General features: G+C 63.4%; 8 protein-coding genes. 3 read left to right on the top strand and 5 right to left on the bottom strand.

Features of this window, described 5'->3' with window-relative positions:
- Positions 1-6: 6 nt before the first annotated feature.
- Both ASC89_RS21400 and ASC89_RS21395 read right to left on the bottom strand, forming a co-directional pair.
- Positions 7-1158 carry a serine protease gene (locus tag ASC89_RS21400; RefSeq protein ID WP_055883638.1) on the bottom strand — a complete coding sequence of 384 codons (1152 nt, stop codon included), beginning with the start codon at positions 1156-1158 and terminating at the stop codon, positions 7-9.
- 2 nt (positions 1159-1160) lie between these two features.
- The gene (locus tag ASC89_RS21395) at positions 1161-3545 is read right to left on the bottom strand and encodes a S8 family serine peptidase (protein ID WP_162247976.1); all 2385 of its coding nucleotides are present in this window, start codon (positions 3543-3545) and stop codon (positions 1161-1163) included.
- Positions 3546-3865: 320 nt separating this feature from the next.
- On the opposite strand from ASC89_RS21395, the gene ASC89_RS21390 reads away from it, so the two are divergent.
- The 3 genes from ASC89_RS21390 to ASC89_RS21380 all read left to right on the top strand — a co-directional run bounded on the left by ASC89_RS21390 (position 3866) and on the right by ASC89_RS21380 (position 18938).
- Complete coding sequence (locus ASC89_RS21390; protein WP_056001570.1) at positions 3866-16180, top strand: LamG-like jellyroll fold domain-containing protein; 12315 nt, start codon at positions 3866-3868, stop codon at positions 16178-16180.
- A 140-nt stretch (positions 16181-16320) separates the two neighbouring features.
- The gene (locus ASC89_RS21385) at positions 16321-17892 is read left to right on the top strand and encodes a hypothetical protein (protein WP_056001567.1); all 1572 of its coding nucleotides are present in this window, start codon (positions 16321-16323) and stop codon (positions 17890-17892) included.
- A 122-nt stretch (positions 17893-18014) separates the two neighbouring features.
- Positions 18015-18938, top strand: coding sequence for a hypothetical protein (locus ASC89_RS21380; protein WP_056001564.1), 924 nt, complete (start codon positions 18015-18017; stop codon positions 18936-18938).
- 554 nt (positions 18939-19492) lie between these two features.
- On the opposite strand, the gene ASC89_RS21375 is transcribed toward ASC89_RS21380, so the two are convergent.
- The 3 genes from ASC89_RS21375 to ASC89_RS21365 form a co-directional block, all read right to left on the bottom strand.
- Positions 19493-20785 carry a trypsin-like peptidase domain-containing protein gene (locus ASC89_RS21375; protein ID WP_056001561.1) on the bottom strand — a complete coding sequence of 431 codons (1293 nt, stop codon included), beginning with the start codon at positions 20783-20785 and terminating at the stop codon, positions 19493-19495.
- Positions 20786-20915: 130 nt separating this feature from the next.
- Positions 20916-22085: a hypothetical protein gene (locus ASC89_RS21370; protein ID WP_056001557.1), complete on the bottom strand. Its 1170-nt coding sequence runs from the start codon at positions 22083-22085 to the stop codon at positions 20916-20918.
- 94 nt (positions 22086-22179) lie between these two features.
- Positions 22180-24069, bottom strand: coding sequence for a hypothetical protein (locus ASC89_RS21365; RefSeq protein ID WP_056001554.1), 1890 nt, complete (start codon positions 24067-24069; stop codon positions 22180-22182).
- Positions 24070-24076 lie beyond the last annotated feature (7 nt).

Below are 24076 nucleotides of genomic sequence, written 5' to 3'. Positions count from 1 at the left end.
AACCTCTCAGTTGCACTCCAGAATTGGGATGTTCTCGGCTTTCGTCCTGGCGAGGATGGCGCTGGTCATGACCGCGCGGTTCTTGTCGCGATAGTCGCCAGAGTTCTCAAAGCCCCAGTGATGCAGCCCGCCGACGCAGAAGCCGTTGGTTCCGCCAGCGACCCGCGACACCAGCACCGGGGAACCGGAACTGCCGCCGGCGGAGTCGCAGCGATGTGAAAAATCCTTCGAGCTCGGCGGGTTTCCCCGCCCGGCGACGGCGATATCGATGGGCAGACACCCGATGATCGAGACCGTCTTGGGCTCGCCATTGGGGTGGTGCACCAGCACAGCCGGCTCATCCGGGAGCGGCGCAGTGGCGAGCAAGCTCAGCGCCACGGCACTGGCAGGCAGGTCCGTTTTGGTCCGCACCACAGTGAAGTCGAGATCAAAGTCGGTCGTGAGTACTGCCTCGCAGCCGACCTGCGGGCCCATCGTGGTGCTGTCGAACTTGTCGACGAAATAGTCGAACACGATGGTCGCGCCGTCGCACTCCGCCTGGTTGGCGATGCAGTGATTGTTGGTCATGATCGTCCGCGGACCGACGACGAAGCCGGAGCAGTTCTCCAGGTCCCAGCTCGGTGTCACGATGGAGAGGTAGGTGATGCTATGCGACACGGCCTCGAGGTCGGGCCTGCCGGCCCGCAACAGAGGCGTCTGGTCGTCATCGCCGAAGATGGATTTCCACGGCCGCAGCGGATCCTCCTGGCGCAGCACCTTGGAGATCGCGAGGTCGGCGGAGGCCAGCTGAGGTGAATAGACGGCGACGGTGAGTTTCTCGCCGTAGACCAGTCCCGAGAGCAACTGCTCGTTTCTGGCGCCATCGGGATAGGGATAGACCAGCCGGTTCTCGGCGGCGCCGGTGCCGGGGATGCTCGGTCCCGCAATCACGATGGTCGACCCGGGCGCCAGGAAGCCGATCGACAGCGCGACGCGCGCGTACCAGCTGTCGGGCGCCCGCACCATCTTCTCGCGATGCTCGCCGACCATATCGAACGCCGAGATCGCAATCGCGGGGGCGTCCGGGTTGGCGCCGCCGCCCAGCGAGACTTCCTGGGCGGCCACCTTGGCGGCAACCAGCAGGACGGCAACGATCAGCAGTCCGCGCAGCGCCCGCATGATCACTTCGCCGCCCGCGTGAACTTGACCACTTCACGGGCATCGATCCTGCGGAACTGCCCGCCATCGAGAAAGACCAGTTCCTGGCCTGGCTCAATCGCTCCCTCGCGCCGGTCCATCGGTCCGGCAGGCGGCTGGGAGAAGAAGACCACATCATCCACATCGTCGCCGATCCGCTGGAACCCAACGATACTGGCCAGGTCGATAGTCTCGACCCGGCGGGTCCTGAGGTCGAAGAAGGCCAGGTCGCTCGCCGGGTTTCCGCCGCGCGTGAGCCGGATCAGCTCGAGCCCGAGGACGTCCTTGTTGTTGTCCACCACCCGATCGCGATCTTTGTCGATCAGGCAACCGACATCGATCCGCCCACCGATCATGTTTCCCATGAGGTCGCGACTGAGGGTCGAGCAGGCGATGAGGCGGGCCCGCGTTTCGGCCGGCGTCCATCGCACGCCCAAGGCAAAGGCGAGGCTGATGGCGCCGGAGACAATCGCCGCCGACTGCGAGCTGCCGCGCATGGTGCCATAGAGGTTGAGCGGCAGCGTGCTCATGACGCCTTCGCCGCCGGCGCCGACTGCAAATTGCGGGTTCGAGTTCATGCCGCCAAGGACTTTCGTGCCGGCGCCATCGAGCGCGACGACGGTGACCACGTTGTCGCGGGTCAGAGCGAGGCACGCCGGCGTGAGATCGCAGCCCTCCTGCTCTTTGTCGTTTCCGGCTGCCGCAACGAACAGCACACCGGTGTGCTTGGTGATGAGTTCGCTCAGCCACTCACGGCGCTCTTCGCCATTTACGTCGTCTTCGATCTCGGCGGGGCGAAAGCCCAGGCTGAGGTTCACCAGGTGAACCTGCTGCTTGAACATGATCCGACCGAGGGCCCGGAGCAGCCAGCGCCCATAGCCTTCGTCCGTCAGGTTATCCATGTCGACCTGCACGCCGACGATCTTGGCCAGCGGGTTGATCCCGCCGACGCCGAACTTGTCCCACCTGGAGGCAATGAGCCCGGCCAGGTGCGTGCCATGCCGGGGGCGCACGAACACTTCGGTGTTCTGCACGGTTTCGGTGTGGAAGCGCCCGCTCGCGCCGCAGCGCTCCCGCTCCCGAGGCACCAGCCCGTCTGAGTGCGGCAAGGCGTTGGCGGCCGGGGCAATTGAGGCTCGCGCCATCCCCAGCGACAGTTCCGGCAAGCCGCTGAGGTCCCCGCCGATGATCGGGCACATGTCGAGGTCCCGGCTGACCTTGCTGCCGCAGTCGAACACCACGAAGTCTTCAGGCATGTCGCAATGCTTGGCATCGAAGTAACTGTCGATGATCATCACGCTGGGCATTACCCCGGTCTCGCTGATCCTCTGGCGCAGCTCTTCGGCCTCTTCGAGCGGAAAATCGATCGCGGCGAGCAAGTCCATCTGGCTCTCGTTGAACTGATCCAGGCTGGAGAAGGGCGCAGCCTTCACATGCTCGAGCCACTTGGTTGACTTCACCAGCTCGTTGCCGATTTCCATGCGCTTGATGACGTCGGAAGGGAGGGCAACCTTGCCGGCACTCTTGGTGAAGTCCGGCAGCACCTTGAAATCCGGCAGCACAGTGTTCGGCGTGACCGGCAATACCAGCGGCTCGCTGAAGACGACCTCACGGTCGTTGGAGAACAGCTTGTAGGGTTGGGTGGTGAAGCGGTTCGACACCACGTCCACGCCGACCGGCCGGCTGAGCACGGCACACAGCGTCTCGCAGTCCGACGGTACCGCGACGGTATAGTCGAGCTTGGGCAACTGCACCGTACTCGTGAGCTTGATGTCGGAAGCGTCGGGGAAGCTGTAGTTGAGCCAGTCGACATAGCTCGGACAATCCTCCGCCGGCAGCACCTTGCTGCCACAGGCGGGATTGTCGGAGATGAGTTCTTCGAGACTGGTACCGGCCGGCCGGACGACCTCGTAGGCCGACAGGGTCGTATCGATCGACACTGCCGGAATGAGGATCTCGTCGCCCGGCATTAACCGCGACCAATCGCCTTCCGAGATTTCGAGCTGCAGCAGGCTATCGACCGACACGACATCCGCCTTGCTGGTCGGCTGCGCCAGGTTCAGGTCCCGGCTGCATGAATCCGGATTGAGGTCGCAGGTCAATGCGTCGACCACCCGCGGGAAATACGGCCCCTCTATTGCACCACGGTCCCGCAGTACCTGCTCGATCCGATCTCCAGGCTGAACAATGTACCTTTCTACCGGCACCGATCCATTGGCGATCAGCACCATGTAGAGTGACTCGATCTTGGCCGATAGTTCTCGATCCTCAGCGGAGTTCAGGCTGCCGATAACGCCCGCTTGCGAGGCGCCGGCGGAAAGAACCGAATATGTTGAAAGGCCAACGAGACAGAGTAGATATCGCCACATGCTACACCTCCTCGAAAGTACAGTACTGTACCATGGTGACTGCAGATTTGTCGATTCAGCTATGAGTCTGATCAATATTGAGTTTTGATAAGCAGTGAAGGCTATTGGCGCGACCTTGAAGCAAGTCCGGGGCCGACCATGAGGGTGATGCGGGGCCAGGTCCGCGGCAGCATCCTGCCTCACCGCTATCGCAGGGGGGCGGCGCTTCCGCATCCCCCAATTGGGCGATGAAGCGGGGTCGAGTCCCTGATCCTGTCCCTCTCGAACGCTGGGGCGGCAGCTATGTGCCGTGGCCCGGCCTGGCTTTGCGGGAGTGGAAAATGGCGACGCTTGTCATCAATGCAGGACAAACCCTGGACGACCTGGCCTTTGTGGGCAATCCGACCGATATCGCGGCGCCGCTGCAAATGCTCGGTGGCGGCCAGGCCAATGTGAGCTTCGTGTTCTACATCGATGAGGAAGGTCCCATCGATACGACCACCGGCATTCTTCGTCTCGATGACAGCTTCACGCTGCCCACGCCGCCGATCGGCTTCATGCCGCCGACCGGGACGTATAGCGAAAACCACCAGTACGAGATGACCGGGCCCGGCAACTTCACCATCCTCGACCCGGTCAGCGGCGAGGCGATCGGCACGGTCACGGGCGCGCCCTATACCTTCACCCTGTTCGTCACCACCACCTATGACGCCGGCACCGGCCAGACCACCTGGGACTATGGAACGGTCGTCCCCGGCAACCCGTGGTTCGGCTTCTGGACCGAGGACGACACGGTGACCCTCGACGCCGGAGACGACCGCTTCGTCGACAATACCGGCCAGCTGACGCTCGATGCCGGCGACGGCAATGACGACATCTTCGCCTATGGCGACGACCCGGTGACGGCCGAGGACGCCGACCAGGTGAACGGCGGCGAAGGTGACGACAACATCCAGTACCAGTTCGGCGGCCACACCATCGACGGCGGTGCCGGCAATGACAGCATCGGCAACAGCGGTGGAACGCATCAGGGCAGCCTCGTCACCACGCTGATCGGCGGCGAGGGCAATGACCTCGTCTATGGCTCGGCGACGGCGGATCGCTTCGTCGAGGACGATGGCCACGGCGACGATACCTATGTCGGCGGCACCGGCAGCGACACCATCGACTATTCGGCCATCGACGGCGGCGGGATCAGCGTCGATCTGGGCATCGGCTACGCCGTGCAGGATACCGGCGCGGCGGGCAACGACATCATCGTCGAAATCGACAATGTGGTCGGCACGGCTGCGGCGGATACGCTCAGGGGCCATAGCGGCGCCAACCGGCTGGAGGGAGGTGGCGGCGACGATACCGTTCATGCCTCGGCCGGTACGGATTTCCTTGATGGCGGGGAGGGCACCGATACTGCGGTCTTCACCGGCTCGCCCGGCGACTATGCGGTCAGCACCAATACCGAGAACCAGCTGGTGATCACCAGCGGCGCCGGTACCACGACGCTCACCGGCTTCGAGTGGGTGCAGGTGGGCAGCACCACCTACGATTTCGCCGTGCTGCTGGCCGGCGCCCCGGTGATTACCTCCGGCGGAGGCGGCGACACCGCCACGGCCGAGGTCAACGAGAACAGCCTCGCGGTGATGACCGTCGAGGCGGTCGACCCCAACAGCTCCGACACGCTGAGCTTTTCCATCATCGGCGGTGACGATGGCGGCTTCTTCGAGATCGACGAGATGACCGGCGCGCTGCGGTTCAAATCCTTCGAATACTATCCGGCGCCGAACTTCGAAGACCCGCGCGACACCGACCATGACAACATCTACCACGTGACGGTGCAGGTCGCCGACGGCAACGGCCATTTCGACACGCAGGATATCGCGGTCAGCGTCAACGACCTCCAGCACGTCACCATTATCGGCACCTCGTTGAACGATGTGATCGATGCCACCCACACGGTCGCCGGCGAGCCCTTCCCCGGCAACGAGGATGATTTCATCGCCGGGCTCGAGGGCGATGATGTGATCGCCAGCCTCGAAGGCAACGACACCCTGGTCGGGGGCGATGGCGTCGACAACCTGGATGGCGGCGACGGCGATGACAGGCTCGATTTCTCGGGCGAGGGCGGCGTCGGCGGGGTCGTGGTCAACCTCTCGGGCAACAGCTTCGACATCGGCAATGGCGACCCGGTCACCATCGCCGCGCACAGCGCCCAGGACACGTTCGGCAATATCGACACGATCGCCAATATCGAGGGCGCCCGCGGCACCGAGCACAACGACGTGTTCATCGGCACCGACGAGATCAGCAATTTCGAGGGTCTGGGCGGCGACGACATCCTGATCGGCGGCTCGCGCGACGATTTCTTCAACCCCGGCGCCGGCAACGACTTTGCGGATGGCTCGGGTCCCAACGATGCCGACGTCATCCACTATTACGAGGAGAACTCGGCCACCCCGCAGCTGCACGGCATCACGGTCGTCCAGGACGGCGACAATAGCGGCACGATCATCGACCCATGGGGCGATACCGATACCTTCCTCAACATCGAGAGCATCCGCGGCACCGATTTTGCCGACAGCTTCACCGGAGCCGGTGGCCGCGACCGCTATATCGGCGCCGACGGCGCCGATAGTTTCGATGGCGGCGGCAACTTCGATGAGCTCGACTACTTCTGGGAGAACAATGTCCAGACCCACTCGCACGGCATCATCGCCAACCTGAGCGACGAGGCGCTCGGCCCGATCGAGATCGAGAACCTGTCGGTTGCCGGCATCGGCGCGGGCGAGATCATCGACACCTATGGCCAGACCGACACCGTCGCCAGCATCGAGGGCATTACCGGCACCATCCGGCAGGACTACATCGCCGGCAGCGAGGCCGACAACGTCTTCCAGGGCGAGGAAGGCGATGACGTGCTGATCGGCAATGGCGGCAATGACGAGCTGATCGGCGATGCCGGCGCCGACATCCTGGATGGCGGCGAAGGCAACGACCAGGTGAACTATCGTGCCGAAACCGCGCATTTCAAACACCTGCCCGGCGCGCACGGCGTCATCGTCAACCTCTCGAGCGAGACGCTGGAGGGTGTCAGCGTCGCCGGCATTGCGACGACCGACGTCGCGGCGGGCACCGCCATCGATACACATGGCGAACTCGACCAGCTGAGCAGCATCGAGCGGATCAACGGCTCTGAGCATGACGATCTGATCGTCGGCGGGAACCAGCGCGACGAGCTGCATGGCCGCGAGGGGAACGACGAGCTGCGCGGTGGTCGCGGCGAGGATGAATTGCAGGGCGGCGCCGGTGATGACCTGCTGGTGGGCGGCGGCGCTGACGATTTCGACGCCGATTTCTTCGTCGGCGGTCGCGGCGACGATACCATCGTCGGTGGCGAAAACGCCAATGAACACAATCGAGTGCAGTATAACGGCGAAACCGAATGGGGCGACAATGACCCTGGTATGCACGGCGTCATCGTCAACCTGTCGAACGCGGCGCTCGAAGGGGTGAGCGTTGCCGGCATCGCCACCACCGACGTGGCCGCCGGCACGGCCATCGACAGCTATGGCGATACCGACACGCTGATCAACATCCAGAATGTGGACGGCACCGAGTACGACGACATCCTCGTGGGCGACGACACCCGCAACGACCTCAACGGGCGGGCCGGCAACGACCAGCTGTTCGGCGGCCTCGACGAGGACGAGTTGAAGGGTGGCGCCGGCGATGACCTGCTGGTGGGTGGCGGCGCGGATGATTTCAGCGCCGATTTCTTTGTCGGCGGGCGCGGCAACGACACCCTGATCGGCGGTGAAAATGCCAATGAATACAACCGGGTGCAGTATATCGGCGAAACCGAGTGGGACGACCAGGACCCGGGCAGCCACGGCGTCATCGTCAACCTCTCCGGGCAGGCGCTCGAAGATGTGAGCGTTTCCGGCATCGCCACCACCGACGTTGCGGCCGGCACCGCAATCGACAGCTATGGCGATCTCGACACCTTGGTGAACATCCAGAATGCCGACGGCACCCAGTATGACGACATCATCGTCGGCGGCGACGAGGACAATGATTTCGACGGCCGCGGCGGCAACGACATCATCATCGGCGGCAACGGCAACAACCACATGGTGGGTGGCGACGGCAACGACACCATCACCGGCGGCAACCGCGACGATTTCGTCGATGGCGGGCGGGGTGATGACGTCGCGCATGGCGGCGGCAACGGCGAAAACGAATACGACAATATCGAGTATCGCGAAGCCGCCGATGGCGTCCACGTCATCAAGACCTCGCGCACCGAGGGGACGGTCGACGGAGCCTGGGCCGGACACGACGTGTTCGACGGTTTCGAGATCGTCGTCGGCTCCAACCATGCCGACCTGTTCGATGGCAGCGCCGAGAACGATGATTTCACCGGCAATGCCGGCGATGACGTCTTCAACGGCGGCGCGGGCAGCGACCGCGTCGTCTACGAAAAGGAGCAGTACGCCGTTGGTGGCGAGGACACGCATGGCGTGATCGTCAACCTGTCGGACACCGAGATCTCAGCCGATGTGGGGCAGGGGAGTATTGTGGTTGCCGCCGGCACGGCCATCGATGGCTTTGGCGACACCGACACGCTCGACAGCATCGAGCAGATCGACGGCACTGAGTTCGACGACCACATCGTCGGCACGCAGAACGGCGAGTTCAACGAGCTGCAGGGCCGCGACGGCAACGACGTGCTGATCGGCGGCACCGGCCGCAACAACCTCAGCGGCGGCGACGGCGACGACACGCTGGTCGGCGGCGACGAAGACGACAACCTCGATGCCGGTCGCGGCAATGACGTGGTGTCGGCCGGCGGCGGCAATTTCGACTACATCAACGGCAGCTCGGGCACCGACAGCATCGATGGCGGTGACGGCTACGACCTGATCGGTTTCAAGGGCTTCAACGGCGACGATCATGTGCATGTGGTGCTCGACGCCTCGGCGCCCGGCAATGGCAGCATCACCGGTGAGTTCGACGGCGAGACGGTGGCGACCAGCTTCACCGCCGCCGAGCAGGTGACCGGCACCGCCGGCAATGACAGCTTCCTGGTCGAAGCCGGATTCGAGGCGACCGAGCATAGCCGCCACACCTTCTGGGATGGCCGCGGCAGCAATGGCCGGGCCTTCGATTTCGTCGGCGGCAATGGCAACGACACGTTTACCGACAATTCCGGCGTCGACGGCGGCGCCGCGCTTGTCGACTACGACGAGGAGAAGTTCTCGGCGGCAGATTACCACGACTGGCAATGGGGCACGCACCCCGGCGAGCACGGGGTGATCGTCAACCTCTCGGCCACGGCTCAGACGGTGACCGATTTCGACTTCAACGATGGCGAGGCGCCGGCGGAGGTCACCGTCGCGGCCGGCCAGGCGCTCGATACTTTCGGCAGCACCGACACGTTGAACGGCATCCAGGCGGTGGTTCTCACCGACGCTGCCGACCACTTCTTCGGTTCCGACACCGGCAACTATGTCGAGGGGCGGAAGGGCGACGACACCATTGTCGGCGGCGCCGGCAACGACAACTTCAACGGCGACGAGGGCAATGACAGCATTTCGGGTGGCGCCGGCGACGACAACCTGAGCGGCTGGATCGGCGACGACAGCATCTGGGGTGGGGCAGGCGGCGACTACATCAATACCGGCTTCGGCAACGACAGCGCCGATGGCGGCTCCGGTGGCAGTGGCAGCACCTGGGACACCCTAGGCTTCAGCTGGGGGCAGCCGGTTGAGCCGGGTGACGGGATCGAGGTTGTCTTCAACGGCGCCGATGGCGCCGGCAGCGCCACGGGATCCTTTGCCGACGGCACCGACGACGAGGGCAACCCGCGCCACGGCAGCGTGAACCTGACCTTCACCGGCTTCGAGCATGTCGAAGGCACCAGCGGCGATGACAGTTTCACCAGCGAGGCCGGCTTTATCGCAAGCGCCGACTCGCCGCACCCCTGGCCCGGCGATCGTGGCACCGGGCTGGTCGATGTCAGCGGCGGCGCCGGCAATGACAGCTTCGTCGATCTTGCCGATCCGACGGGCGCGGCAGGCGGCAGCGTCCTCGTCAGCTATGACGGCGACAAGTGGGGCATCGCCGACTTCGACGGTCATCTCTGGGGCAGCGAGGCCGGCGAGCACGGCGTGGCCGTCAACCTGTCGGGCAGCCTCCAGACCGCCACCGGCTTCGACCTCAACGATGGCGGATCCGCGGTGACGCTCGACGTCGCGGCGCACCAGAGTTTCGGCATCTTCGGCGATACCGACAGTTTTGCCGGCATCCAGGCGGTATGGCTGACCGACGCCGACGACTGGTTCTGGGGCGATGACACGCTCGACAGCTTCGTGGGCGGCGCCGCCGGCGACGACCACCTGTTCGGCGGGGCCGGCGACGACCTGTTCTTCGGCGGCACCGGGGCCGATATCATTGTCGGCGGCGCGGGCCACGACACCGTCCGCTACGACTGGCATGGCGAGGCCCCGATGGGCATCCTCGTCAACCTCACCGCCAGCTCCTTCACCTTCCCCGGCATGTACAACGTCGCCGCCGGCCAGATCCGCGATCTCGATGGCAGCATGGACGCGGTGTCGGAGATCGAGGAGATCATCGGCAGCAACTTCAACGACTTCATGGTGGTCGGCGACCAGGGCATGGTGCTGCACGGCGGGGGCGGCAACGACACGCTTTCAGCCGGCTCGGGCGTCGACCGCATCTATGGCGGCGATGGCGACGACTGGATCGGGGCGGGCAATCACCTGCTCGGCGACGGCGACAACTATCTCGACGGCGGCGAGGGCAGCGACACCATCGGTGGCGCCGGCGGCGCCGACGAGATGTATGGCGGCGGCGGGCAAGACCAGATGGTCGGCCGGCAGGGCGACGACGTGATGCATGGCGGCACGCACCAGGACAACCTCTATGGCAGCGTCGGCAATGACGAGCTCCACGGCGACGATGGCGACGACCTGCTGGTCGGCGGTTCGGGCGACGACCTGATCGACGGCGGCACCGGCGATGCCTTTGGTGGCGTCGATGGCATCGACGACGACCTGGTCGACTATTCGCTCGAGGCCTCCAGCGAGGATGCGGGCGGGCCGCTCGCCACCGGCGAAGGCGTCATCGTCAACATGTCGGATGACGCGGTGACGGTCGGCAGCCACACGGTGGCGGCCGGGCATGCCCGGGACGTGTTCGGCGGCAATGACACGCTCAGCGAAATCGAGAACGTGCGCGGCACCACACACGCCGATACGCTGATCGGCGACGGCGAGGACAACGACCTCCTGGGGCTCGGGGGCGATGACACGCTGATCGGGGGCGACGGCGCCGACCTGCTCGACGGCAGCAGCGGCAGCGACGCCCTGACCGGCGGCGGCGGAGCGGACACCCTTATCGGTGGCGGCGGTGACGGCGAAGATACCGCCTACTATTCCGGCGACCGCGCCGACTACGAGGTCGTCGCCCACCCGGGCGGCAGCTTCACCATCACCGACCTCAGGGCCGGGCCGAACGATGGCGTCGACCAGGTTTCCGGAGTGGAGAATTTCGCGTTTGCCGATGGAACGTTCACCGCGGCGCAGCTGCTGAACGCGCCGGTGACGGCGCCCACGGACGCCAACGGCGCCGACAACCAGGTCGACGAGAACGTGGGGGTCGGCAGCACGGTGGGCATCACCGCGGCGGCCAGCGACCCGAACTCCGGCGACACCATCACCTATTCGCTCAGCAGCAACCCGGGCGGGCTGTTCGCTATCGACGCCGAGACCGGCGTCGTCACTACCGCGGCCAATATCAACTTTGAAACCACCGGCGGCAGCGTCGAGATCGAGGTCACTGCGACCTCGAGCGACGGCTCGTCCGAGGCCACCACCTTCGAGGTGGCGATCGGTGACGTCGACGAAGCGCCAGAAGCGAGCGATGCGACGGTGACCGTCGCCGAGGACGGTACCTATGCGTTCGATGCCAACGATTTCCCCTTTACCGATCCCGACCAGGGCGGCGGTGGGCTGGTCTCGGTCACCATCTACTCGCCGCCCGGCGCCGGCACGCTGAGCTTTGACGGCACGGCGCTCGACGCCGGGGCAATCGGCGCCGGCTTTACGGTCAGCGCCGCCGACCTCGCCGCCGGAAAACTCACCTACACCCCGGCCGCCGACGCCAATGGCGACGATTACGCCTCGTTCTCCTATGCCGTTTCGAGTGCCAGCCAGTTCGGCCTCGCGGCCGCCTGGAGTTTTGAGGGCTCGGGCGAGGATATCTCAGCGGGCAGCAATGACGTGGCTTTGTTCGGCGGCGCTGCCTATGGCACCGGCCTGCGCGGCCAGGGTCTCGAGCTCGACGGCAATGTCGGCAGCTATGCCCAGGAGATCGGCAGCAGTTCCGACTTCGACCTGGGCGAGGGCGAATTCTCGGTAGTGGCCTGGTTCCGCCTCGACGGCGCGACCGGCCGCGAGCAGACGCTGATCGAGGATTTCTTCTCGGGCGGCGGGCCGGGCTGGACCTGGACCATGCCCGGAGCCTCCGACCTGCGGCTCCACGCCAGCGGTGCCGTTGTTGCTGACCTGCCAGCCTCGAACCTTCAGGATGGCAACTGGCACCAGGCCGTGGTGACCCGCTCGGGCGACACCTTCAGCCTCTATCTCGACGGCGTGCTGGGCACGACCTACACCGCGAGCGGGGCCATCACCTCCAGTGGTGGTCCGCTGCTGATCGGCGCCCGTAACGCCGCCGACGGCCGCAATTTCACCGTCGATGGCGCGATCGACGACGTCGCGGTGTGGCGCCGCGCCCTGAGCGCCGGCGAGATCGCGGCGCAATGGAACGATGGCGATGGTCTCGACATTGCCAGCGCCGGCACGCCGATCCTTTCTGCCCCGGCGACGATGACCATCGACGTGACGCCGGTGAATGACGCGCCGGTGCTGAGCTCGAATGGTGGCGGCGAAACCGCCGCCATCAGCCGGGCCGAGAACGGCCTCGCCGTGACCACGGTGGTCGCCGCCGATATAGACGGCCCCGGCGTCACCTACAGCATCATCGGCGGGGCCGATGCGGCGCGGTTCGTGATCAACCCAACCACCGGCGTCCTGAGCTTCGTTGCGGCCCCCGATTTCGAGGCCCCCACCGATGCCGACGGCAACAATGTCTACGAGGTGGTGGTCGCCGCGAGCGACGGTTCGCTCAGCGACACGCAGAGCATCACGGTCACCGTCACCGACCTCAATGGCGTCACCATCAACGGCACCGGCAGCGCCGACACGATCGATGCCACCCACACCCCCGCGGGCCAGCCGCTGCCGACCGACGAAGCCGATACGATCTACGGCAATGGCGGCAACGACGTGATCAGCGGGCTGGGCGGCGACGACCTGATCGACGGCGGCATCGGCAGCGACACCATGCGCGGCGGCACCGGCAACGACACCTACATCGTCGGCGCCAGCACCGACCAGGTGATCGAGAATGCCGGGGAGGGCACCGACCTGGTGCGCTCGTCGGTGACCTACACGCTGGCTGCCGAGGTCGAAAACCTGACGCTCACCGGCGCAACCAGCATCAACGGCACCGGCAACGGGCTCGCCAACGTGATCACCGGCAACGCCGCCAACAACACGCTCAATGGCGGGCTGGGCGCCGACCAGCTGATCGGTGGGCTCGGCAACGACATCTACGTGGTCGACAATATCGGCGACACCGTCGTCGAACTGGTGGGCGAGGGCACCGACCTGGTCCAGTCCTCGGTCTCCCATGGCATCGACGAAGAGGTCGAGAACCTGACGCTCACCGGTACCGCCAATATCGATGGCACCGGCAACGCGCTCGCCAACCTCATCACCGGCAATGCGGGCAATAACCTGCTCAATGGCGGCGGCGGGCTCGACACGCTGGTCGGCGGCGCCGGCAACGACACCTACGTCATCGACGAAGCTGCCGATATCGTCACAGAAGGTGCCAATGCCGGCACTGACACGGTGCTGTTCGAGGGCTCGGGCGATTACACGCTGGGCGGCAATGTCGAAAATCTCATCCTCGGCGCCGATGCCGCCAACGGCACCGGCAACGCGCTCGCCAACGCCATCACCGGCAATGCCGAGGCCAACGTGCTCAACGGCGCGGCCGGCGCCGACATCCTCGCCGGCGGGGCCGGCGATGATACCTATATCGTCGACAATGCCGGCGACCAGGCGATCGAGCAGGCTGGCGGCGGCACCGACCAGGTGAACGCCTCGGTCAGCTTCACGCTGGGCGCCGAGGTCGAGAACCTGACGCTGACCGGCACGGCCGCCAGCAACGGCACCGGCAACGCCCTCGCCAACGTCATCACCGGCAACGTCGCCGCCAATACGCTGAACGGTGGCGCCGGTGCGGATCTGCTGGTTGGTGGAGCCGGCAACGACATCTACATCATCGACGAAGCCGGGGACGTGATCGACGAAAGCGTCAATGGCGGGGCCGGCACGGATACGGTGCAGTCTGCCATCTCGTTCGACCTCGGCGGCGCCTCGGTGCTGGGCGATGTCGAGCGGCTGACCCTCACCGGCATGGCCAATATCGATGGCACCGGCAACGGGCTCAACAACGTCCTCACCGGCAATGGCGGCGACAACGTCCTCGATGGCGGTGTGGGCGCGGATACCCTCGCCGGGGGCCTCGGCAACGACACCTACCTCACCGATGGTGGCGAGACGATCACCGAGGCAGCCTCGGCCGGCATCGACACGGTGCGTGCCTCGGTCGATTACACCCTGGGCGCCAACCTCGAGAACCTGGTGCTGGTTGGCGCTGCGCTCGCCGGTACCGGCAACGGCCTCGACAACACCATCACCGGCAATGGCAACGCCAACGTGCTGAGCGGCGGCGCTGGCATCGACACCATGCTCGGCGGGGCGGGCGACGATATCTACATCGCAGACAATGCGGGCGACGCGGTGACCGAACTGGCCGGTGAAGGCGTCGACGAGGTACGGAGCTCGGTGAGCTACAGCCTCGGCGATGAGGTCGAGAACCTGACCTTGACCGGCACCTCGGCCATCAACGGCACCGGCAACAGCCTCGCCAACCTGATCACCGGCAACGGCGCCAGCAACACCCTGAGCGGGGGGGGCGGCAACGACACCCTCAATGGCGGGGCCGGCGCCGACAGCATGGCCGGCGGCGAAGGCGATGACAGCTTCATCGTCGACAACCTGGGCGATGTGGTCAGCGAGCTCGCCGGCGAGGGCACCGACCTGGTGCTCTCCTCGGTCTCCCATACGCTGGGGGCCGAGGTCGAGAACCTGACGCTGACCGGCACCGGCGCCATCAACGGCACCGGCAACAGCCTCGCCAATCTGATCATCGGCGGCATCGGCGCCAATGTCCTCAACGGGCTCGAAGGGGCCGACCTGATGAGCGGCGGCGCCGGCGGCGACACCTATGTCGTCGACAATGCCGGCGATATCGTCGACGAGTTGGGCCATGACGGGGCCGGCATCGACACGGTGCAGTCCTCGATCAGCTTCAGCCTCGCCGACTCGGCTCACGTGCTGGGCGAGGTGGAGCGGCTGACCCTCACCGGCACGGCGAACCTCACCGGTACCGGCAACGCTGCGGACAACCTGATTACCGGCAACGCCGGCAGCAATGTCCTCGATGGCGGGGCAGGGACCGACACGCTGGCGGGTGGCCTCGGCAACGACACCTACATTGCCGATATCGTCGGCGACGTGGTCACCGAGGCCGCCTCGGCGGGCACCGACACGGTGATCTTCAACGGCGCCGCCGGCACGTTCGTGCTCGGCGCCAATGTCGAAAACCTCACCCTCGGCGGCTCCGCGGCGATCGGCGGCACCGGCAACGGGCTCGCCAACGTGCTGATCGGCAACGCCGCCGGCAACACGCTCTCGGGCGGGCTCGGCAACGATACGCTGAACGGCGGTGGCGGCGCCGACACCCTGATCGGCGGCGGCGGCAACGACACCTATGTCGTCGACAATGCCGGCGACAGCGTCGACGAGGCGACCGGCGGCTCGGGGGTGGATACCGTCCAGTCCTCGGTCAGCTTCAGCCTCCTCGCCGACGGGGCGCACGTCCTGGGGGTGGTCGAAAACCTCATCCTCACTGGCACGGCGTCGGTCTCCGGCACCGGCAACGCGCTCGACAACCTGGTCAGCGGCAACTCCGGCAGCAACATCCTGTTCGGCGCGGCCGGCGACGATACGCTGAGCGGCAATAACGGAGCGGACACGCTGATCGGCGGCACCGGCCATGACGACCTGTTCGGCGGCGCCGGCGCCGATGTGTTCGACTTCAACGTCGCCGATTTCGGCGGCGCCGGCGGCGCGATGGCCGATCACTCCGACGAGATCTTCGATTTCTCCATCGCCGACGGCGACAGCATCGACCTGTCGGGCCTGCTCAACGACGCCATGGCGCTGGTCGGCGGCAACGCCAACAGCCTGCTCCGGGCCTCGATGGTGGGTGACGACCTGGTCATCGAAGTCAACGAAAGCGCGGTGCTCGACGGCTCGGCCGTCCAGTCCAACTGGGGCGAAGCCATCACCGTCCGCGACGTCGGTGATCCGGAGGGAGTGAACGTCGTCTTCGCCAACCAGACCTGGCACTACGACGCCGACACGAACCTCTTCGGCCTCTAGCAGTCACCGTTTCAAGCGAACGGTGACAAGGCCGGCGGGCCTGGCGCAACGACCTCCAGCGCCAGGCCCGGGGCCTCACGGGATCGGCAGGGCGCCGCGCAATCGGCACCCACAGTTCACAGACGGATCAGGAGAGGTAGATGTTCAGCATAGTTGCGCGAGTTGTTCTCAGAGTACTCTCAATAGTTGCATCGGCGTGGTTGTTGGTTGTCGCGCCGGTCGAGGCGCAGTCTCTGCGGCATGGGACAACCGTCAGACTCCTCGAGAACAACGGCGAGATGCAGAATGGGCAGCTATACGCGATTGATGTCAGTTGCTCGCCAAAGGGCGCGAAAGTACCCGCGGATCCGACTGTTTTTGAATCCACCGGGGTGTTCAGCAGGACTTACTACACCGCATCTCACCTGCTGATCATCACTCTCAAGGATGTTGCTGACACGCCCTCACTCACGCAATTGCCGACCGACGCGCTTGTCGTTGTCCATCCGTACACAAGTGCGAAGGATACTGGGTGGCGAGACAGCGACTGCAAGCGGACGGTCGTTGTGGCGGGTGGCCCAAACATCCACCTGGTCATTGCCTCGGCGTTCTCTGCGACTACTGAACCATCACCGGTCGTTGGGGTCATTACCGGCGCTTTGAAGCTCGCCTCACCCCTTCTCGCGCTCTTCGGTGCCACTCCCGAGGCCGCCGCGGTGACCACGTTCACTGCGGGCATCGAGAGCCTGAAAAAGCCCTATCAGGACTTGCTCAGTACACTGAATGAAGGAACCAAAATCCGAGCGGGTTCGGCCACTCTTGTGGCCGGGACATACGAAATTTCTGCGCCGTTCAGCACCGAGACAGTCACCGTCAGGCCGGTTGCGTCCTTGGTTCAGGATGGAAAGTACGCGTTTACCAAATACCTTGATGATCAGATCGGAAGTGCAAAATTCACTCTGAACAAGGCGTCGTTTTCTGACACATGCCTAACGATCAACAGGGAATTGTATGATCTTGGGATGCATGCGCCGCTCGATCTTGGCTATGCCAAGCTGCAGCTGGCGCTGAGGGCGAAGTTCACCAAATCCGAGATACTTCAGTGCCTGACACGTGAGCAGGCGATCGAGCTGCTTTCGAAGCTTCCGGAGAGATTCTGGGGCAATGTGGACGTCCTGACGCAAAGGTACACGCTACCGGAAGTCGACACAGTGCATCCTGTCGACGAAGCCGCGCCAGGGGCGCAGCCGCCGTTCGATAAGGTTAAGAGAAGCTTGTTTGACCTCGTTAGCAGCCTGTCGGCTGCTGGACGTACCGGAACGGTGGCCGCGCACCAGCGAGCCGTGCTCGCGACACTCTTCGCCGACAGCGTTCTGGTCAGCGACAGAACGAGCGATGAACTCGCTGGCGGCGGCGACAGGTCTCTGAGCCGTGACGCGCTTGTCGACTCGCTGGCGTCCTCGAAAATTCGACGCTTTGGGTGTTACGCAGCAACGGTGAAGCTCGCTGCGCTGGATACCGTTGGCGATGGAGCAGTCGCAGCATTCCTCGGCTTTGTGGTCGATCCGAATGCAGTGACTGCAGCAGAATCGCAGGCCGTAGTGTTCGGACCATTCTTTGGCCCGAACGGGATCGAGAAGGTAACGATAATGCGGGATTTCGCGATGATCTCGGCCATTGTTACGGATGCTGCCAACAAGTGCGGCGAACTGAGCATAACGAACCCACCGTGAAATCAACGGTGAGCGTGTCAGCGTTCGGCGTAGAGGTACTATGCACTAATTCGCTGCTGCCCGCTGCCGCAACCTGACCCCGACCGCAACCAGTAACCGTTTGCAACGAAAAGGAGACAGGAATGTTCTCGACACAGCTTCGGGCAATATTGGCGGCTTTGGCGGCCTTTGGCATTTTTGGTGCAAGTTACGCTGGCGAATGCGACTCCGTCGGCAGCATCAGCATTGGCTCACAAGCGGCGAATGTCCTCGAAGACGGAAGCGTGGTGCTTAGGGCCAAGATGAACATCAATATCGATGGCTCTGCCCGAGCCTACCATCTTAAGAACAGAGCCGGTGGTGCCCTTATCCACCTCTGCAATGCAGGCGAGGTGTTCCTCCCCGACGGTAGCCGCTACCAGGGATCTGAGAGCAATGAGACGTGCACTGGCAGGTTTATGACCGACGTTGCAGCCATCGGCGCTGCGGGGTGGAATGACCCTACCGTTGGCGCGGTGCGTTGGTTTGGCGTGCTTGGCCAGGGCAGAGTGCGGGTCGGGAGCAACACCGTGGAGGGTGTGGTACCCGTGCTGCAGGCGGACGGCTTCTTCGTATCGCCTACCGCGCTCATCGATCCCCACTTCCCACCGGAAGATCAGCGGCGTTACGTCGAACCGCTGACAATTCCGGCTGGTGTCATTCGGAGCTCTGCCTCGCTCACCGCGAGAGGCGTGGTTGTTGGTACATTTGGCGTTGCGATCGACCCCGTGAAGAACGTGGCGGTTCCCTTTATTGTCGGGGACACGGGTCCGCGGGTGGGAGAAGGCACCCCGGCACTCGCGCGGCAGGTCGCAGGCCTCGCGATCGATCCCGGCGTTGAGTACTCGCATCGCTACGACGGTGTTGTCGATACTCGAAGGGTCATTTGGGTGTTCTTTGGCGGTAACGGAATGTCGCCTCCCTTCACCCAAAGCTCCGTAGCTGATGCCGCGCGCGCCGCATTCGACGCCTGGGGCGGTGAGACCCGGCTGGCGCACTGCGCCGCACGGAGCGATATCCCGGACTAGGTAGCTGATACTTTTCGTTGGGTTGGGGCCAAAGCAGATGTTCGCACCCTGTGTCCTCTTGTCTTGGGGCCTCAATCCTTTCGGAACACCCGACCCAGCAGGTCGGTCAGCGGCTTAGTCAGAAACGCTAGCACCATGCGATCGGGGGAAGCGATGTCGAATGTCGAGGTCACCGTTCGCCTGGAGGGGACCTTGGAGATCAGGAGTCCAAGGGCCAATACACCAGCCGGATGGATTACTTTCGGGTTTCATGAGGATCTGAGCGAGGCGACGGTCCAGGCGCTAGATGGGGATGGTCGACCTAATCGGCGAACTCTACGGGCTCGGCCGCGTCGAGGCTATGGCGCTCGGGAGCGTTGTCGTGGACCTACGGGTTGTGCAAGTCGTCAACGGGGACCAGGGGTGTCCACGCCTGCCTGTCGCATAGGCTGCTGGCTCGCGTGCCTCGATGCCGACGCGTGCTCGATTCGCCTGCGGAACCGGAGCTTGCTGCCATGACCGAAGAGTCCGTCCGCGCCCGCCGATATTTAGGCAGGCCGCAGGCCACCCGACATCTACTCTTTTACGCAATAGGTCAGTGCGACGAAAGGATCGCGCACGCTGACTGGCGCTCCGTTGCCGATCGTGTCCGACTTGATCAAAGTCCCGTTAGGGGGAGCAGGCGGCGTTCCAACGACCTTCGTCATCGCATAGTCTCCGTTAAAATAGTTGTTGCTGGTGTCCTGTACGACCGAAATCGAGAAGCTGTGTGGTGGCAGTTGGTCGACCGAAAGTGTCGTTGCCTCGGCGCCGCCGGTTTGTCCGAGCACGTAACTCGAAAGGTTCGCCCCCCTATCGTCGACGCCATCGGCCTCGCCGGCGCCAACAATTCGACGCGCCACCGCGGGCTCGAACCGCCCCCAGCCAGCAGGACACTGTTCCAGATCAAAAGCCATGACCGCACCGCCGGGAACAGCGTCGCGCAACAGATGCTCGAGGTCGAAAGTCGTATTCCCCAATGTGCCGATTGCACCAGTGTTCCGCTCGGTTTCCGCCTTGAGGGCGTCGTATTTCTGCTGCAGCTCCTGAAGGTCTTTGTCATTCTTCTTGCACGCACCTTCGGTCTGCAAAACCACGCCGGCCTGCGCCAGGAGCGGCGTGGCCTTTTGTATCGGCACCACAAAGCTGATGAGCTGCGCCTGATCATCGCGCATAGCCGCCGAGACGCCTACAACTGTTCCGTCAGCTCCGAACACCGGCCCACCACTATCGCCGGGATTGAGCGCCAGCGAGGTTTGCCACCAACCGTTAGGCGCCGGCTGATTGTTGGGGTCCGGTGTCAGAGGGCCGATATAGGTGTTTAATGCCGAGATCTGGCTGGTCTCCGGGACGTCCAGGTCGCCGGATGGGAACCCGGCAGCGGTGAGTTCGTCCCCAACGGTGAAGCCTGTACTGCTCCCGATTGGCAATACCGTGTACCGCTCGTCCTGCCTGATCTTCAGAAGTGCCAGGTCGTTCGTTTCGTCAGAGTACTCCAAGCTCGCCGACAGAGCCGAAGCCTCGTATGATCCAAGGCGCACCCGATATTTTCTTTGAGCGATGTCTGCCTCTGCAACCGCGTCCACCTTGGGTGGCCTGAGGACATGCAGTGAGGTGATGATGTAACCCTCCTTGCTGACGACAAAACCACTGCCGAAGGTAAATCCGCTGGTCCCGTCCTTAGCGGTATACTCGAAGAGCACCATGGCAACGCCGGGGCCATACTGCTTGTAGATGCAGGCTTCGGTTTCGCCCCCTAGTGCCGGCGCCGCGGCTGCAATCAGAAACGAGAGTGAACACGCCGCTACTTGCAACTTGTGTTTTGTCATCCTGGATCCCCAACGTCATTCATAGCTGAGAGGCGCCTTTGACTGACGAAATAGCCGTCGCGCCGGGAGGTGAAGCACGCATGCTCCGGGGGAAACGAGTGCTGAGCAAGCAGTAGGATTGCTGAGAACATCACAAAGCTCGCACAATATCGCCCACGCGGTGCTTGAGAAGTTCGCCATAACCCGCGTAACCACCTATCGACCGGCCCATCCGAATGAGTGATCCGATCCCCTTGCCATTTAGGATGGAGTCGTCGTCGGCCAGCCTGTTGTAGTGGGTAGGTTTCGAGTGCTCTCTGATTGCTTGCCCTAAGACGGCTTTCCCGGCGTCGCCAAACAGCGTGTCCCAATCCGCGTTCGTGCTGGTCGTGCAGACCTCATCGGGATCAAGCCCGCGCCAACGGGTGCGAAAAGACCGCACGAGCGCGTCATCCCCTTCGTAACCTTGGACAAACCGCACCAGGCCTCGGTAGTTTGACCTCCACGTTGTCTGGATCAGGCCTCGGCCACGGAACTTGAAGAAATCGGTTTCCAGAATGATCCCGCAGTCGTCGGGACGTCCGTTGGTGGGATAGTCCTCCTTCGGATAGTCGGTTCCCAACCAGACATCGTTCGAGGTTCTCGCCAGGTTGCTCGACAACGCGAGGTCGCCATGAGCTTTGAGGAAGACGTCGTCGTTGAACAGCTTCCCTGCAGGTAGGTTCTGCAGGTTCTTATGCTTGTTGTAGGAGGCCTTGTTGAACTTCCGTTTGACACCATCGGCAGGTATGGCGTCGAACAGGTAGGAAATTCCCGGATGATCTGGAGGAGAGCCAAAAAGCTCACTCCGGCTCTGGAGTTGCCCCCCCACCTCGTTCGTAAAGACCGCCATGTAGGCCATGAATCTCATGGCCGTGACCTGGTCACGGGCACCGGCGTCGGCGACGAACCGGTCCCAGAAGGCGTCAAAGTCAGCCCGCGTTCCCGAGATACGCTTGCCCTTCCACGCGCCCTTGTTGGCAACGGTATCGTTAAACCAGTTGATGAAACCGGCACTTCCAAACAGACCATCGCAGTCAGCCGCGCCGGACATGACCGTTGAGAACTTTGCAGCCGAACCAACCGGCAGGTCTGGAGCCGCCGCGACTTGCACTATTGTCGTTCCCGGCTGCGGCTCCCAGATCTGAGAAAAATCCGCGTATCCAGTTTCTTCTGGCGAGAGCAGGTCGGCAAAGCTTGCCAGGTCTTGGGCGACTGAACGGTGTACAAACCCAGAGAGCCCCAGCGCCATCAGCCCAAGGGACACTTCGCGTCTCTTCATCGCATCCTCCGGTGCGTTTCTGACTAGTTGTCTCGCTTAAGGCGGCGAACGAAGTCAGACATGATCGTGAAAGATACAGCTATCACGAGTTCGGTCAGTTGATTTCTGCTAGTACAGGCACGTAGTATCCCGTCAGGTCAAGGGTCACTGCCTCAACTGGGATGTCGATCTCCACGCCTTGTCTTGGTAACAGCGTAAATGGCGCCGCCCCGAGTGAAGTTGATATGCCATTCGCGGTGTTGTACTTTAGCGAGCTAACGTAGGTCACCTCGGGCTCTTGCTCTCTTACGATGAGCTTTCTGGCGCCGGGCGGAATTGCAATGCGCTCCGCCCGAACCAGGTCAGACGAGGACGCCCCCACAAGAACGCGACCGTGATATTTAGACGAGCCATCCTGCATGACGAAATAGACAAAGGGGCACGACCCCTCCTCAAAGGTCCAGGTCGTGTAGAGACTGATATCGGGCGCGGACGCGGTCGTAACTTGCTTCCCATCGACGTTGATGTAGACCAGTTCCACCGCCTCTCCGTAGGAGTAGCTAGGTGTCGGGGTCAAAGGCGACGAAAGGGGAATGTCTCCCAATTTTTTCGGGCTCAGGGTCTTGCAGGTTTCGCCAGTACAGACTCGATATTCCAGCTCCGTACTGCGGTACTTCCGCGAGAGCGCCAACGCCGCCTCATGGGGAATTGGGCCTCCGCCCTGGACGCTGTTCAGCTCTTCCCTCTGATACTGGAATTCGATTCCAAGGGGCACAACGTAGGTGCTTCCCTCGTTGGCATTCAGGATCATTTGCCCGGTGCGAACCGGGCGTCCGGCGTCGAAGCTTGTTTCAGCGCGCAGCGAGGTTTGGCTGTCCAGTTTCACGAAGGCCCCATCGAGGACGACCGGGTCGTCGACTGCGGAGATCACCGCTACGATCGTCTTCAGTTCACGGGGCACAGCGTACATATTCAACCCGCCCACGTATCCGGCACACCCGCCCTCCATATCCCCGGACACCGTGGAACCCACCGCGAGCAAGAAGTCGGAGGGGAAGTAACCCGAGGTGACGTGGTCAATTAGGTCGTAGGATGGACTTGGCGCGTCCTGTTCCAGGAGCGCTTTGGCATCCGCCCCAACAGAGCCTGAATCCAACCCCATGACGTCGTTGAGCCCCCTGCCTTGCAGGATCAGGTCCTGCGCGAGACGATCGATGCGCAGCCAATATCCGCTGAACTCTTCGTCACTGATGTACCGTGCGAAGGAGAGACAGCTCGATATGACATCGACTGGATCCTCTGTTCGTTGCAGCAAGCTTTGATCGAGCTCGCGCACCGCTTGCCTGGTCGTGGCGTCCCGTGAGTGCGTCAGGTGGTACGAGTAATTTGACGGCCATCCGCTCGTGCCAAGAAAGGCATCAGCTGCCGCCTGATCCGGCCACACGAGTTGTCGCTCAAATGTCGGCAGTCGCATCTTGTCCACAACAGGCTGCGGAAGCGACTGAATTGATGTATAGCCCAATGAAGTGATCTCGGTTCGGCCATCAGCCAGCGAGACATCGGCTCCCAGGTACTCCTCGCCAGTCGAGCGTGACGCGTAATTTTCATATAGATCTTCGAGTCGTTTGAAGACCTCGTTCTTTGCGACCCTCGGCTGTTTGCCGATAAGCAGGCTGAGTGTCTCGTCAGCGTAACCGACTAACAGCAAGCTACTCTGAACTGCGTTCAGCGCGAGGTATTTGACAGAAACCTTGGGTCGGTCGGGCGCTGGGCAGACGACATCAATGATCGTCTCGTCCCGATAGCCATCGACAGGCTGCGCCAGCACACTTTGCAGGAGGTGACATTTGCCACCATTAATTGGGATCGCTTCGACCAACCGATCTTGGGCGTAGGCCGAAATATCCAGCAAGATCAATGTTGTCGTCAGAAGTGCAGCAGCGGCGCCAGTATCTATGCGCCCAACGAGGCGGATAGCTTTGTGTGAAGACAGGCTCGGCGTCATTGTGATC

The organism is Devosia sp. Root413D1, from assembly GCF_001425235.1.
GTDB lineage: Bacteria > Pseudomonadota > Alphaproteobacteria > Rhizobiales > Devosiaceae > Devosia_A.
The sequence above is the reverse complement of the archived record's forward strand: the minus strand, read 5'-3'. Positions and strand labels throughout refer to the sequence as shown.